The organism is Nocardia sp. NPDC052001 (genome assembly GCF_040680615.1).
In the GTDB taxonomy this organism is placed as follows: domain Bacteria; phylum Actinomycetota; class Actinomycetes; order Mycobacteriales; family Mycobacteriaceae; genus Nocardia.
Genome location: NZ_JBFAXC010000012.1, coordinates 46,621 through 61,347 on the forward strand (window position 1 = coordinate 46,621; position 14,727 = coordinate 61,347).

The window sequence follows — 14,727 nt, forward strand, 5'->3', positions numbered from 1 at the left end:
GTTGGTCCAAGCTGCTCAACTCACGGGTAAACCTGGGATCAAAGCATGCGCTTCCCCACACCCAGTCTCCGTACAGGTGCGATTTGAACTCCGCCGGGGAAGGGATATCGGTGGGGACCAGCGCAGCGACCGCCATGGGGACGGGGATATTGCCGACGTTCACCTAGAGGGCCATCCTTTCAACGAAGACCAGGGCGAGCCCTGTCACGACGACGAGAATCCCCAGCCAGATGCTCAGGTACCCCCAGTACGCCCGGGCGGCCAGCTCCCGGTACTCGCGCGTGAGACCGGCGGCGACCACCTCGTCGACTTCGCTCTTGTGCCGGTTCCGGGCGTCGGCGTGAATACGCTCCAACTGTGCGCGATAGACCAGCTTCGACGGCTCATCGCGCGGTGAAACATTCTCCAGCGCAATAGGTTTGGCGTCGATCAAGCGCTGAATCCACTCGGCGAGCAGGTGGTCGTCTGCGGACAGTCGGTGCTCGTCGAGTCCCCGGGCCAGCACATCGGCGAACATGGCCCACTCCGGATCCCAGAATTCACCGATCACCGCCGCGGCCGCACCGGGGCGATCGACCACACCGAATTCGTCGGGGCGCCTGCCGATCAACCGGGCCAGCCGCTCGAGGTCGGCCACGGCCGCGACCACGACCAGTGCGAAGGCGAATCGGTCGGACGTGCGAAGCAGCCTCGGATCGGTGCCGGACTTGTCATACATCCTCGCCAGTAGCGAGGGAGCCGCGTATTTGAGCGAAGTACGCACGGTGCTGACATCGGCGTCGGTGCGGGCGACGCTGTCACCATCGACCAGGATGTAGCTCAGGTCCTGGCCTCCGCGACGACACAGATGTCTCACGGTGATGTCGCCGTGCGCGATGCCGAGCCCGTGACACGCATCCAATCCCTGTGCGAGCGGCTTCAGATACACCAGCTGATCGACAACGGGCGCTTGGTTTTCCCGCACCGCGGGGAATTCGATCGGGGTCAGATATGGCGACAGCGCAACGATGTAGCAGTCGAGGCCAGGCCCCGTATCGATACCAAACCACGAGGTGAGCAGCTCGTCATCGGCTGTGGGAGATGCGCGATGCGGGCGATCGCCAGTGCTCCGGACGATTCTGGTCGCGCCCTGCTCCTGCTGCGCGACACCGATTTCGGCGATCCGCACCCGCACCATCGCGGGCACCGTGGACAGCGCGGCGATCACCCCGGTCAGGCGCGCCTGTTCGGTCAGGATCTGGCGGAGGAATCGAGCATGCGCGCTGGTCACACATCGATAGATTTTGACGTGTACCCGCGTTCCATCGGAGTCGACGCCCTCACAGGTGAGCACGCGTGCGGTCAGCGGGTGCCGCTCTCCATCGGAGGACGGTACGGGAAAGTCCCTCAGGCGAATCGGCGTTCCCGATTCGGGCGGGCGCACAGTGACGACCGGCTGACCTTGCTCGGCGATGTCGATCGTACGATCCGACTCCGGCCGCGCCACCAACCCATCCGCGAGATCCACTGAACGCCAATGGTTGAACTCGAGCCGCACACCGGCGACGCCATGCGCCACCGCGTAGCTGAGCTCGATCGCCTCCCCCGCGCTCAAAGTGCTTTCCTCGCCCGGTGCGAGTAACCGGCCTCCGACAGTGATCTCGACCTTGTCCACTCCCGGTGCATCGGTCACACGATCGTGCGAGCGCACCAATACCAACCTGCCGCCGTGGAACCGGTAGGACAACAGCGCTCCGCGGGGCACCGCGTCCCACCTGCTCGGCAGGAGCGCCGCACCGGTCCGCACAGTCGGGTCGGTCGGTGAGACGCGACCGAGCACCTGCCAGCTGTGCGAAGGAACGATCAAGTAGTGCTGTTCACGCCCCTCCGAAATCACCGCCAGCACATGTGATTGCGAATCCCACACCGGGACCGCGACGACCCCGCCCTCGACCCTTCGGGTCGGGCTCAGCCCGACGGCCAGATCCCGGTCCAAGTCCGGCCTGACCATGAACTGGAGGCTCATCGTGTCCGAACCACTCTGCGTTCGAAACGACTCGCGAATGGCGGTCCGCAGTTGGTCGGAGATCTCGGCTCGGGTCCAGACCACTACCGAGGTGCTGTCGAGATCCGGCCGCGATCCAGCGAGACGGAATTCCTCCACCGCCCGCGCCCATAGTTGTTCCTCGTATTCCTGCGCGATCGTCATCGTCCCTCGGCGGCAATAGCATCGATCGTCTGCTGAGCAAGGAATCGCACCCGTTGGGCACCGGCGCGCTCATCACGGGTGGCAACCTCGACCGCGAAGGCAACCGGACCGTGCCCCTGGATTTCGACGAATCCCACCATCCATGCGATCTGACGTACGAAATCGCCTGGCGCACTTGGCTGATTCGGCGAGAGCAACTCGTGAGTGCCCGACTTGACCCAGAGCGCGCCACCGTCGGGCGCCTTCATTCCCGCCGCGGTTCCGCCGGGAAGTACCGTGCGTGCCAAGCCGATGCGCAATTGCTGGGCCGCGGTCGGCGACATCACAGTCCGCGATTGCGCAGCGCTCACCCAGGTCGCCGCCGGATTGTCCTGATAGGTGACCGTGGAGACGAGCGACGGCTCGATCGCTTTTCCGTGATTGGCGACCGCGGCCATGACCGTAGCCATTTGCAGCGGCGTTCCCGCCACGGCCCCGCCACCGAGCGCGACGTTACCCACATCCTTGGGATCACTGGGAACAGTCGACGCAACCCCTGTCCCTCCACCGGTCAGCCACGCTGTGTCCGACTCTGTCGCATCGACCTGAAAACCGAACAACTCAGCGGTGTCTCGAACTCTGTCCCATCCCAACCGCTGGACCAACAACACGAACGCGGTGTTGCACGAGACCGCGAGGGCATTGGTCAGGCTGATCTTGTCATCGACCGCGAAGGGACAGGCGCTGTTGCCGTAGTTCTCGATCGTCTGACCGTTGACGATCACCGATTTCGGTGCCGGAAGGAGATCATCAGCCGTGGTGCCCTCTTGCCGAAGGTACGCCGCGGCGATCACAACCTTGAAGCTCGATCCGAGCCCGAAAGTGGTTCCGAAGAAACGGTTCTCGTCATCCGCGGGCAGGCGCACCGTCTGGTCACCAGCGACGAACCTGCGCAGGTCCGCAGGATCACGCGAGACACTCCGGGGAAGCTCTTCGATCGCCTGCCACTGCACGCATCCCTTGGCTTCGGGCAGGCCATCGCAGACAGAACGCTCGACATCATGCCCATCGAGTCTCCACTGGCCGATGCGCCGATTGGCTTGTGCGAGAGCACGTTCGAAGTCGCCCTGCGCGTCCCATGAACGGTGCGACACGGTTGCCGCCGTCGCGGCACGACGAGTGGGTGCGCTGGCCAACCCGAGCACAGCGCCGGTACCGGCATCGAGAACAGCGACGCCGGCCGGCAATGGCATGGCATCATCAGGACCGTTCGACTCCGTCGCGGTCGCAATGGCACGTTGAATGCCCGGTACGACCGTCAATTTCAGCGTCGCGGCACCACCTTTCGAGACCGGTGGTATCAAACGCGCTGCGGCACCGGCCCGTTGCGGGTTGGCGCGTGCGCTGGACAGTGCGCTCGGAAGCACTCCCGGCAAGAGGATGCCGCCCATATCGGCCACAGAGAGTCCGCTCGAACCGGTCGGCATCCACGTCCCGCTCCCCCACTCGAACGCGGGTCCGCCGCCGAGGTCTATGAATGCGTTCGAACTCGCCGAGGCGACGAGATCTGTCGAGCATTCAGTACTGTGGACCTGCCCGGTGTCCCGGTCGACATCGCGCTCGGTGCACTGTCGTCGCGCCTCGGAAAGCCCTTGGTACGGCTCGACAATCGTGCCGATGACAACCACCAGCACGGTGGCGAACACCACAAACGCCACCGGTAGCCGCGGACGCCGACGTGTGGACCGAACGACGAACCCCGGGTCGGTCTTTCCGGACGCGGGCGCTGAACGGTACGCCGCGACCACAGCAGTGATCACGCCCAGCCCCATGGCAACCGTCGATTGAAATCCCTGCGACAAAAAGGGAGCAGTCAACCCTGAATGCGGCACCAACCCCACCGTCATCGTCAACTGCAGCACGAACTGCGCGAGAATCGTTGCCGCGATACCGGCGGCGTATACGGGCGCGAACGTGACCGTTCCGGGAAGTCCGGCCCGGCTGCCATTTCGCAGGACGATCGGCAGCCGCGCCAGCGCATAGGCGAGAAGGACGATCAACGACGACAGCAAGAGCACCACGAGCGCACCCAACTTGCTCCAGATCAGAGCCAGGATGAAGTCATAGGGTCCGGCCGGAACGCGCCCCGATGTCGAATCAGCGAGTCCACGTCCCCACAGCCCACCATCGTTGAGCACAGCGACCGCCTGCGACACTTGAGATCTTTCATTCGCCCGCACCGCCGCGAACGTATACAGGCATGGCCGCGAACCCGCAGGCAGCGCCATCGGAGCTGGATCGGCGACCAGATCATTGCTGCACTGCGAGGTCCACGGATAGGCCCATGGGTCCGCCCATGCGTCCACTCGCGCTCGGCCGTGGCCGATCAACGCGGTGGTCACGACCGCGATGACCAGGAACAAACCAGCGATGGTGAAAAGGGGCTTCGAGTACAGCCACGAATTGCGGCTGACGACCAATTCTTGATCGATACCCGCACTCTTCGTCGCGGTAAGGGAACGCCGGGCTTGTACCCGCACCACGAGTAATACGACAGGCACCGTCGCGAGCAGCATCGGCACGGTCGGCCCGAGATCACCACGCACCGTGTTAGCTATCGCGACAGCCCCGAAAAGAACCAACGGCAATCCGATATGGGCTCGGCGGCTGATGGCGCGTGCCCACATTGTGAAGATGTCGGCCCAACTCATGAGCATGCCGTCCGATGGCCCAGGAGCGCTACCGGATCGCGCATGCTGAATCCTGAACCCATCGCTATAGCGAATGAGTATTAGAGCCAATACGGCGAAGTACGCCAGCTTCCCGAATTCCTGTGTCTGAATACCGAAGATCGAGAGGTGCTCGTACCCGATGTACGGCGCGATAAAGAGCGCAGCAACAAACCAGATTCCACCGAAGGCAACCCACCAACCCAACCGACCGTGCATCCGCAACGGCGGCATCGACGACCTCCACCGAGCACGCTCCCGTGCCGCCTCGGTCCGAACTGGACCGTCACGCCACGACCCTCGCCAGAGCGCCATTCCGATAAGAACGAGCAGTAGCACACCCGGAGCGACCACAAGCGATTTCGTTGTTTCGTAGAACGAATCTCCGAACAGGTCGGCGCCTCCGTCGAAAACCTCCGACGTGCGCGCAGTGGTAAGACGTGCGATAAACAGCAGCCCGAACATGAGCAGTGCCGACAACGAGATAACCACCGCGACTGCGGTACCAGCTACCTCATCCGCCGTTCGGGATTCATGCCGGAGCATTCGAATCGAGAGCGACACCATCATGCCGACCAGGACAAGGATCGTCAGCTGCCAGAACAGGCGGGCCAGACCACCGAGTTGAAAGCCCGCCCAGATCAGGGCCAGAGGCCAGTAGATGCTCGGTACAGCCGACCAGAACACCACCCGCCAAGCAAATGGGTCCATCACCGCAACCGGGTCCGTAGACAACATTACCGATCCGCGCAGAAACCGGATCGCGTTGACCACGGCGAGGATCAATCCGCCGAAAATAGCGGCATAACTGACTCCTTGCCAACCGCCCGCAAATTGATGAACAAAGGCAAGGACAATCTCACCAATCGACACTCGGACCCAACCTCTGCGATTCCGGCGTCACCGAACTTCCTCCGTCGAACCATCGAGCACTCATTAGACACCCGCATGCCCCAGTCTGCCACCTCGACAGGATCCAGCAAACCGAATTCTCCGATAATCGAATTCGCATCCCGAGCGGTATTTTCTAATTGAAAAGACCGACAGGTCGGTAAATTCCACATGCGCACTGGACAGCATCGCCCGACACGATCAATGACAGGCCATCGGCGCATGAATACCGAACTCCTATCGCGGACACATACTGAATCTTCACCCTATTGAACCGTCGGGTTGCAAAAACTCAACGCCCAGGCACAGCAGCTCGGAAGTCCCGACCATGGCGACAGCGGGGATTGGGCTGATGGAATCGAGCACAGAGACTCGGTCATGTTCGAAGATCGAGGCGCCGAACTCCGCGGTCGTGCAGCCCAGACTCAGCAAGAGGCTTATCCGATCAACTCTCACAGGTCCGAGTCCAGCCGTATGCTATAGCGCCAGTGGCGTATTCGTCGTCCTCAGCACTTGTGCGGATTGTGAAGCCGGTGAGGCATCGAAGGAGTGAGAGAAGCCATGAGTCCCGGAAACGTCAGCCGGTACGACGCCAGCGTGTTCGAGTTCGGTCGATTGCAGAGCTACGCCAAGCGAGTCGCGCAAGAGACCCGTGCACAGGCAGAACCGCCGCTGACGACCACTGTTACCATTCGCGACGTCGTTACCAGGACACGCCGCGCGGGTTTTCTCGGCTTGCGCACCGAAACCTACAAAACGACCGAAAACCGATCGACTGTTCAGCAAGTTGTTGGCCCCCACTGGATTTTGTTCACCACCAGCCACAATATCGATCAAGAGAACACCCGCCGTTACCGTGCCTACGAGTTCGCAGAGAAGAAGCTCTGGATCCTCGATGAGAAAGGACAGCTGCTGAAAGTCTGGAAGTGGGACGACTTCACGCTGTGGCGTGATGGGACAACGAAGCGTGAGAACGACTGCACCGCTGCGCCGATGACGGAAGCCGACGTCCTCGAGCTGGATCGTGAGCACAAGTTCACCCATCATCACGACCACGAAGGGCACTACCGCGGCGACCGCACGGCGGGTCGAATCATTCGGCACGCCAAAGGCGTCGGACTCTCCCTCGCGCTGAAATCGCTTCTGGAGCGTTGACCCTCGACTGGAGTTGCTCGCGTCGCTCATCGACAACCCAGATCACCGGTGCACGTACGGTGGCATGAATCGTCACGAGCGAGGAACCGGCTTCGGATTCAGACCAGCGCCGGTCTGCATGTCCACTGTTCACAGTAATACGTGGCTTCGCATTTGGTCGGACCCAGGTGGCCCGGCCAGGAGGGGCCGGCATTCTTGTAACCGCTCACCGACCTCGGCCTCGGTGAGCGTCTTGAACAGACCGTATCGGTTCACGACCTCGGTCGTGAACAAGCGGATGATCGATCCAGCAAGGGCGCTGCCATAGGCATCGCCAACGGACCACTTGGCGCCGAGAGTTGCTGCAGAGCAATCGGTTCGGCGAACTTCACCGGCGTGTGCTTGGACCCGGCATAGCCGTAATGGATCGGGCCGGGCTCGATCGGACGCTCGTAAGGATCATGCCTCGCCACGGACATGTTGAGGGCCTTGGTCATCACCGCAGTCGTCTTCATGTTCGCCACGACCCAGGTGTAGACGTAGGTGAAATCGGCGACCCACACCAGATTCGACGCGGCGACGGTGAAATCACCGTGGAACCGGTCACCGGCGCGCACGCCGTCTTGCCCGGGATAGTGGTGCGCAACGCGCGACCGCCCACCACCCCGTCCAAACCCGCACATGATCCGATCCACGGGTGCAGAGGGCCACGTCGCGGCGGCGGCGCCACAGAAAACGGGCCATCCTCCGCTGCCCATACCTGAGCTCGGACGGCCTTTCAGATCACGTAATAGGTTCTCCACGTGGGCATCCGCGACATCGTAAGCCAAGGACAGTCGACAACGAGCCTGTACCGAACGCGCGCGGCAGATCGACTCGATGCCTACTGGGAAATAGCAATGGCGACAACGGATTCGGGTAGATTCATTCTGATCCGAGATTCGCCGTGGCTGGGCGAACAGCCGGGGGCGTCTGTATCGGAGACTACGTATTCACTATGGTGGCAGTGCGGCCGGTTGCCAGCAGATTCGTTCCCGGAAGGTCTGTCATAGAAGGTGCTGCGAGCGTGACACGCACCGCCTGACACCGCGAAAGCGATGCAGCGCTGAGGATTTCAGCCCGGGAGAAAGACCTTGGCGGCAATCGGTCGTCCGTGATCGCAGTACGCGCCTGGTTTCACCTCCAAGCTGGCGGGCACTCGGTAGGCTTGTGGAGTGACGACAAACGGAGACGTCGTTGACATCGACATCCCGCACCTGGTCTCGACCTTGCTTGGTCGCATTCAACCGGGGGCCGTGCGAGATGCCTGGTGGCGCAACGAGTACGCGTTCCGTCTCCAGACATTCGCCAGCGCACTACCGGAGTCGACTCCCGACGATGTCGATTACAGCACGCTCACAAAGGTTTTCAGACATCCCGCAGTCGGTTCGATAGCTCGATCCGAAGTCGCGGCGTCATCAATGAGCTGGGCCCCGGTGTGTGCCGCGCTGCGAATCTGCGCTGCGCACGAGTACGCAGATGCGACCGCCGAACTGTGCGGCGCGGAGCTTTGGGCCAACAGCAGCGTGCACCTGCCGGGCACCGGCCTCGTATGCGAAACCGCGACAGGAAGTCTGCGCAGCCTCGACGTAATCGGCGGGCTCGAGGTGAACAACGCCGACCAGGCCCTGAACATCTGGTCTGACCACGTCGATGCTCATGTGACGAGCCTTTGGCGCACAGTAGTTTCCGATGCTCTGGGGTTCATCACCGACTTGGGCAATCCCGACTTCATCAACGTGGCATCGTTGACCACAGTGCTTGTGCCCCTGCTACAGCGGGACGGCAGTGACTTCGGTCGAGACAGCCGGTACGAGATTGAGAGTGGCTCGGTAACCGATGCCGTTGGCGCTGCCTTCATTTCGCCGGGAATCGGCGATCCCGCATGTTTTGCTGAAGCGCTGGTCCACGAGTCCTATCACAACCTGTTCAATATGGCCCTGGAGATCGGTGACTTCGAGAAGGAGAATGCCGAAGAGTTCTACTCACCGTGGAAGGGCGCGACCCGACCGACTCGGGCGGTGCTCCACGGAATCGTCGCCTTCAGCGCCGTGATGCGTTTTTGGCGACAAGTCAGCGAAAGACAGGTCGAATGGGCCACATTCGCTGACGAATTGGTGGCCCGGCGCGCCGAAGAAGTCTTCGAATCGGCGACCGCGGTGCTGTCCGCCGGAGTTTTGACGGAGTTGGGCACGGCACTGGCCGAAGCGGCAGCATCCGACGCCCGCAGCGCGCTCTAGTGTCCGTTTGGTTCCCGACGTCCGAGCCGTGCCATACGAGCATCGGCACTCCGCAGCCCGACCTGTTGAGTCTGGTCGAGAAGGGTGCATTTCACGGCGAGGTGCTGGACGTGGGATGCGGAACCGGTGCGCTCGCAATACATCTCGCCGTCAGTGGGTTTGCGACCGTCGGTCTCGACCTGTCCACATCGGCAATCGCGGTCGCCCGCACGGCGGCCCAAAGCCGGGGCCTGGAACACGCGGTCTTCGAGGTCGCCGACGCCACGTCGTTCGTGGGTTTCGACGGTCGTTTTGGCACCGTTGTAGACAGCGCGTTGTTCCACACCATCCCACCCTCGTTTCGTCATCGCTATCAACAAGCGATCGTGCGTGCCGCGGCGCCGGGCGCCTCGTACTTCGTGTTGGTCTTCGATCGTGCCGGGATGCCGGATGACGTTCCCGTGGCAGCAGTCACTGCCGACGAACTATTCGAAGTTGTTGCTGCGCACTGGGAAGTCACCGATATCACTGCCGCTCGGATTCACGCGGCGACCCCGCAGTCCTCAATAGACGACACCAGTTCGGGCGGCTTCTCACAGAATGGCGACCGACCATCGTCCTCGGTGGTCATCTCCTCGAACGAGCCGTTCCCCGCGTGGCTATTGTCCGCACACCTCGCATAGGAAACGAACCTCATCGCGGTCGGATACGGGCCCCACGACAGGTACCCACACAATCCAGGAGTTTTCCAATCCTGATCCCGACGGCGGCATATGCTCGAATCATGTTCGAGGACTTCACGATTGAGCCCGACGGCAACGCCTTCCTGATATCGGTTGCTGGTGCTGCACAGTCGAGAGTGGTTCCTGATGATCCGTACGACCTGTCCTGGGGCTACCTACGTCACATCGCGGCATCTGTGCTGCACCGACGGCCAGAACCGCTCGACATCGTGCACGTCGGCGGCGGCGGAATGGTCTTGGCCCGCTACTTCGCCCACACCCATCCCGGGTCGAGACAGATAGTGATCGAACCAAACCAAGCGATGACCGAGGCGATCCTCGAGCGGGTCCCCTTCCCGCCCGCTGCACAGATCACGCTGCTGCACGAGCTGGGCCGCGCGGCGCTCGGCAACCTCGACACCGGATCGGCAGACCTGATCGTCGTGGATGCCTATGTGGGAGGACATGTTCCCGAGGACCTCACCACGGTGGAATGCATCACGCAGCTACGTCGTGTGCTGCGTGGCCCCGGTGTACTGGTGTACGGCCTGATCGATCATCCCGACATGCGGTACGTCGCCCGCGTGTGCGCCACTGTGCGGGCGGCCACGACAATGGCGCCGACAGTGATGTCGCCACACCACCGGTTCTTCGGCAACCACACGGTCCTGTGTACGGATCTGCGCGTCCGCACCGAGGACATGTTGGCGGCTGTCATCGCAGCCGACCCGGACTATGTTCTGCGCAGCGACAGCGAAATCGATTTGTTGTGCGCTGCAGCGGAAGTCCTCACCGACGCAGCGCCGGCGCAGTCCCCGAATCCACCCCCGGAGACTCTCGGCGCGACTTGGTAGAACCGCTTCGCACACCCAGTCCCGGGCGTCCTCAGCCGGGACCTACGCATCGACACTCACTCGGATTCGCGCCCCGGCCAGCGGTCCGTCGATCGGCAACCGACCGGAGATCAACGCGGGCAACAGATAGTCGACAATCGCCTCATGCTGCGCGACATACGACTCGCAATGCGCATCAGGTAGCGGAGTCGATGTCGGATTGCCGGAAAGGGTGCATCCACCACCGCAGCTGCGCAACCACGGACACCCCGCACACGTCGTGGGCTTTTGGTGCAGATCATCGTCGACCAGATCGATCTTGCGCTGCAAGACCAACTCCACCGTCTGGGGCGTCACCCGATGCCCACTGCCGGGTTCGACGAATCTCGGACACGCATGTAGCTCGCCACGAGCACTGAGCACGTGCATATTTCGCCCCGAACCGCAGTCGCGTGAGGTACACGACTCCCTCCAGCCACTGGACTCCCCGATCATCCGGCACAGAAATTTCGTCGCCGACTGGTCGAGCATTTCCAATCCATCGTGCGCGGCCCGGCGGACCGAACTCGCCAGGAACGTGGCGATGTCGTGGTTGTCCGCGCCAACGGCGTCCCAACTGGTACTGGCCTCTCCGTGGGCAAGGATCGGCTTGCAGAGGAAGGTTTTCGGGTGCAGGGCGGCAATCTCGTCGAGGACCTCGGCCGCGGCGCGGACGTTGTGGGCGCCCACGGTGACGATCAGGTGATAGTCCAGACCGGCGGCGCGGCAACGCTCGAGTGCCGCAACCACTCTGCGGTGAGTGCCGCGACCACCCCGCGTCGGTCGCGCCACATCGTGAATCGTTGCCGGTCCATCGAGGCTGACGCCCACAATGGCATCGCGTTCAACGAGGAAGGACACCAGATGATCGTTGAGCGTTGTGGCGTTGGTCTGAATCGCGATGCGCAGTGTTTTGTCGGCAGCGGCAGCAGATCGCTCGGCGAAGGCGGCGAGTTCGTAGAACATGGCCGTCGCCGCGGCGATCTCACCGAAATCGAGTATCACGTGCGGTTCTGGCCGGTTCAATGCTGCGACAATCGCCGCCTCGGCGATCTCTCGGTCGATGTCATTGCGGCGCTCCGGTGCCGAGTGACCCAAATAGCAGTAGGTGCACGCCAGGTTGCACCCGGAGTTGAGAATCAGTACCAGACCGTAGTAGGTGCGAGTCTCGTCAATCGCCGACGCCCAGTCCGCGCCCTCGACGACATCGTTGTCATCGACCTCGAGAAGTCCGCGCCGCCAGAAGTCCCGCACCACACCGCGAAACCCAACATCCGCGATATCTGTGCCCAATATGGAGGTGATCTGGTGGCGTTCGGCATCGGAGGCGATGACCCAACCGCCGGTGCGATCCGAGATCGCGAACCAGTAGTCCTCGACCGCACGCCAATGAAGATGCGCTGCGGTGAGCATGCCCGACGTCGGCGGATTGGTGTGCGCCGCGGCGCGCCAGGGCGACAACGGATTTGCGGGGTCGATCCACACCGGCATCAGCGTTCTCCGTTCCCGGTGATCGACAATCGCTCGGCCAGTACTCCGTCGGGGCGGCCCGCCCAGCGAGGTTCCTCGACAAGTTGGAATGGTCTGTCGGGGTCGATACCCGTACACAAAAGTCTGAATTGGCAGCTACGACAAACAGATTCGACGATCGCTTCACCCGCGCGCAGCGTGGTGTGCCAATCGCTGGCGGTGTGTTGAGAACGCACGGTCCCGAGCAGGTGGTCGCGGAGCGGTGGACACGTGAAGATGGCGCCGTCGGGGCCCACAACGACGTTATGACTGACCTCGCTTCGCCCGCGAGGAGTCATCGGCATGTGCGAGGGCCAATCATCGTTCAGTACCGGGCCCATCTGCCCGACGTCCAAACCCAGCCGGGAACGCACATCGGCCAGGCGTGCGGTCACCGCCGCCCATTGTTCGGGGGTGAGGCTGGTCAGTCCGCCGTGTCTGGCCCGCCCGAGCGCGGCGACCGGGAACACGGTCCACACCGACGCACCGAGACCGAGCACCAAGGCCACCATGTCGTCGAACTCGTCGAGGTTGTCACGGTGCAAAACTGTGTGCACGCCGGTGACTGCGCCACCGGCCGCGCGCAGCGCTTCCAGTCGCGAGTAGGTAGCGCGGAACGTCCCCCGCCCTCGGATGATGTCATGGGTAGCAGCCGACGCTCCGTCCACACTGACGTGCATCCCGACGTGTGGATGGCGTTGCTGCACTGCGACGAACTCTGCGATCGCGGAGTTTCGGATCAGACCGTTGGTCAACAGTGTGACTCGCGCGATGCGCTGTGCTGCGGCCTCGAGCAGCAGCGGCGCGTCGGCGCGCAACGACGCCTCGCCACCCGAGATGGTCAGTGCCTCAACTCCCTCCGCAGCGATGAGCGCGATGAAGGCGTCCCATTCTGCAGTCGTCAGCTCGCTCGAGACGGGCGAATCCTCTTCTGGCACTGCGCAATGAACGCATTTGAGGTTGCATCGTTCGGTGATCATTATTTGGACATTGGTACCGAAGGCACTCATCTGGTGACTCCGTTCAGAGCGCTCAGGTCCGCATGAAGCCGGGTCTCGATATGGGCAATCAGGGCGTAGAGGTCGGCGCAATAGACGCTCGGGTTCTTGAATCCGCTGCCTGCGCGGTAGCGGTGGGTGTACATCCCGCCACCGCACACATCCCGGAAGCGACAATCGAGACATTGCGCGGCAAGCGCGTCGAGCCCAATCTGGCGAGCGACAACCCCAGGATGAAGAAGTGCCTCATCCAGCGGCGACCCGTTCACCGACAGTGCGGTGGCGGTCGCACCCTCGTAAGCCGTCTTGAGCGTGTCGACCAGTTCTATGGAACCGTTGGTTTCGATGCTCAGCAGTGTCACCGGTCCGTACCCGACCATCTCGAACCCGCCGACACCGCCGAGCAATAGGTTCATGAGGTCGCGAAAGATTCTGACCTGCAACGGTTGTCGAGGTTGCTCGTACCACCGATCGAAAATGGGGATAAGCCAGTCCGCATACGACGTCGCAGAGCGGGCGCCGTACACCGGTGGTGGAGTTGTCCAATTGGCATGGGGCAACAGCAGATCGCAATGCTCCACGTCCAAGGCCACGATCTGCTGGAACGTGGCGAGGGGGTCGTTCCGGAGATCGATTGTGGTGAGTACACCGGAGAACAAGCTCTCGTCCAGACTGCGAAGAGTATCGATACCCCGCATGACCGCGCCGAAACTCGACCGGCCGTCACGGTAGAGGCGGTGCCGGTCGTTGGCTTCACGGTCACCGTCAAGGCTTATCCCCACACGGATCTGGTTGCGTTGTAAGACCTTTGCCATTTCGGCGGTGATGAGGGTGGCGTTGGACTGACATACCAATGACATCTCGCAGTCCTCGGGGAGCGCCGATCTCAAGATGGTGGCGAACTCATCGATGTAGCCAGGGCCGGCCAAGAGCGGTTCACCGCCGTGCAGGGATACCCCCACGCGGGTGAGCGAGTGGCTGGTGGCGTGCTCGGCGATCCGGCGCCCCAACATCGCCACCGTGTCGAGACTCATCAGTTTGGGTTGCGCGCGCCAACTCTGATCGGCGGCGTGATACATGTAGCAGTAATCGCAGTCGAGGTTGCAGCGGCTGGCGATCTTCACGACGAATTCCGTGAACGGGCTCGGCCGCCACCCCTGCGCGAGCATCGCGGGAATGTCGAAGTGCGTTGCCGCCGGCCACTCCTGTGCGGGAGATATCGCCGCCGACAGCGCACCGTCGGGCACCTCGGTCACCACGGGTGAGAGGAATGACTGTTGTAGCTGTGGTGCTGCGAGCGCGACTCGGTATTGTCTTCACGGGCTCGTCGCAAAGCCATGGCCAGCGCCGACTCACTCTCCTGAGCGGCGGCATCTGCCGCCTCGGTCTGAGCGAGGTCGCGCAACGAATCCTGCGATGGTGTGGACATATTCTCTCCTTTGTTGTT

Annotated in this window: 11 protein-coding genes; 4 read left to right on the forward strand and 7 right to left on the reverse strand. The window is 62.5% G+C overall.

Features of this window, described 5'->3' with window-relative positions:
• Positions 1–163: 163 nt before the first annotated feature.
• Together AB0L82_RS36310 and AB0L82_RS36315 are read right to left on the reverse strand one after the other, a co-directional pair.
• Positions 164–2,188: a hypothetical protein gene (locus AB0L82_RS36310; RefSeq protein ID WP_364647223.1), complete on the reverse strand. Its 2,025-nt coding sequence runs from the start codon at positions 2,186–2,188 to the stop codon at positions 164–166.
• Positions 2,185–5,769 (reverse strand): penicillin-binding transpeptidase domain-containing protein, encoded by a 3,585-nt coding sequence (locus tag AB0L82_RS36315; RefSeq protein WP_364647226.1) that lies wholly within the window; start codon positions 5,767–5,769, stop codon positions 2,185–2,187. Before AB0L82_RS36315 ends, AB0L82_RS36310 begins: the two co-directional genes overlap by 4 nt.
• Before the next feature lie 579 nt (positions 5,770–6,348).
• Here AB0L82_RS36315 and AB0L82_RS36320 point away from each other — a divergent pair.
• Positions 6,349–6,942, forward strand: a complete 594-nt coding sequence (locus AB0L82_RS36320; RefSeq protein WP_364647229.1) for a hypothetical protein — start codon at positions 6,349–6,351, stop codon at positions 6,940–6,942.
• A 251-nt stretch (positions 6,943–7,193) separates the two neighbouring features.
• On the opposite strand, the gene AB0L82_RS36325 is transcribed toward AB0L82_RS36320, so the two are convergent.
• Positions 7,194–7,616 carry a hypothetical protein gene (locus AB0L82_RS36325; RefSeq protein WP_364647232.1) on the reverse strand — a complete coding sequence of 141 codons (423 nt, stop codon included), beginning with the start codon at positions 7,614–7,616 and terminating at the stop codon, positions 7,194–7,196.
• A gap of 519 nt (positions 7,617–8,135) precedes the next feature.
• On the opposite strand from AB0L82_RS36325, the gene AB0L82_RS36330 reads away from it, so the two are divergent.
• From AB0L82_RS36330 to AB0L82_RS36340, 3 genes are all read left to right on the forward strand, one after another.
• Positions 8,136–9,200: an HEXXH motif-containing putative peptide modification protein gene (locus AB0L82_RS36330; RefSeq protein WP_364647235.1), complete on the forward strand. Its 1,065-nt coding sequence runs from the start codon at positions 8,136–8,138 to the stop codon at positions 9,198–9,200.
• 65 nt (positions 9,201–9,265) lie between these two features.
• Positions 9,266–9,862, forward strand: coding sequence for a class I SAM-dependent methyltransferase (locus tag AB0L82_RS36335; RefSeq protein WP_364647238.1), 597 nt, complete (start codon positions 9,266–9,268; stop codon positions 9,860–9,862).
• Positions 9,863–9,963: 101 nt separating this feature from the next.
• Entirely contained in the window at positions 9,964–10,755 is a 792-nt protein-coding gene (locus AB0L82_RS36340; protein ID WP_364647241.1) for a fused MFS/spermidine synthase, read from the forward strand.
• Between the two features lie 42 nt (positions 10,756–10,797).
• On the opposite strand, the gene AB0L82_RS36345 is transcribed toward AB0L82_RS36340, so the two are convergent.
• From AB0L82_RS36345 to AB0L82_RS36360, 4 genes are read right to left on the reverse strand one after another with little or no spacing between them, the layout of a single operon-like run.
• Complete coding sequence (locus AB0L82_RS36345) at positions 10,798–12,264, reverse strand: radical SAM protein (RefSeq protein ID WP_364647244.1); 1,467 nt, start codon at positions 12,262–12,264, stop codon at positions 10,798–10,800.
• A complete protein-coding gene (locus tag AB0L82_RS36350; RefSeq protein ID WP_364647247.1) occupies positions 12,264–13,262 on the reverse strand; it encodes a radical SAM protein in 999 nt (332 codons plus the stop codon). Before AB0L82_RS36350 ends, AB0L82_RS36345 begins: the two co-directional genes overlap by 1 nt.
• 26 nt (positions 13,263–13,288) lie before the next feature.
• Complete coding sequence (locus AB0L82_RS36355; RefSeq protein ID WP_364647250.1) at positions 13,289–14,536, reverse strand: FxsB family cyclophane-forming radical SAM/SPASM peptide maturase; 1,248 nt, start codon at positions 14,534–14,536, stop codon at positions 13,289–13,291.
• The gene (locus AB0L82_RS36360; RefSeq protein ID WP_364647253.1) at positions 14,533–14,709 is read right to left on the reverse strand and encodes a hypothetical protein; all 177 of its coding nucleotides are present in this window, start codon (positions 14,707–14,709) and stop codon (positions 14,533–14,535) included. The genes AB0L82_RS36355 and AB0L82_RS36360 overlap by 4 nt, the downstream gene beginning before the upstream one ends.
• Positions 14,710–14,727 lie beyond the last annotated feature (18 nt).

Bases quoted from the DNA above. Each gene is read 5' to 3' on its own strand.
- AB0L82_RS36310 (WP_364647223.1), bottom strand. From the start codon at position 2,188: ATGACGATCGCGCAGGAATACGAGGAACAACTATGGGCGCGGGCGGTG.
- AB0L82_RS36320 (WP_364647229.1), top strand. From the start codon at position 6,349: ATGAGTCCCGGAAACGTCAGCCGGTACGACGCCAGCGTGTTCGAGTTC.
- AB0L82_RS36340 (WP_364647241.1), top strand. From the start codon at position 9,964: ATGTTCGAGGACTTCACGATTGAGCCCGACGGCAACGCCTTCCTGATA.
- AB0L82_RS36345 (WP_364647244.1), bottom strand. From the start codon at position 12,264: ATGCCGGTGTGGATCGACCCCGCAAATCCGTTGTCGCCCTGGCGCGCC.
- AB0L82_RS36350 (WP_364647247.1), bottom strand. From the start codon at position 13,262: ATGATCACCGAACGATGCAACCTCAAATGCGTTCATTGCGCAGTGCCA.
- AB0L82_RS36360 (WP_364647253.1), bottom strand. From the start codon at position 14,709: ATGTCCACACCATCGCAGGATTCGTTGCGCGACCTCGCTCAGACCGAG.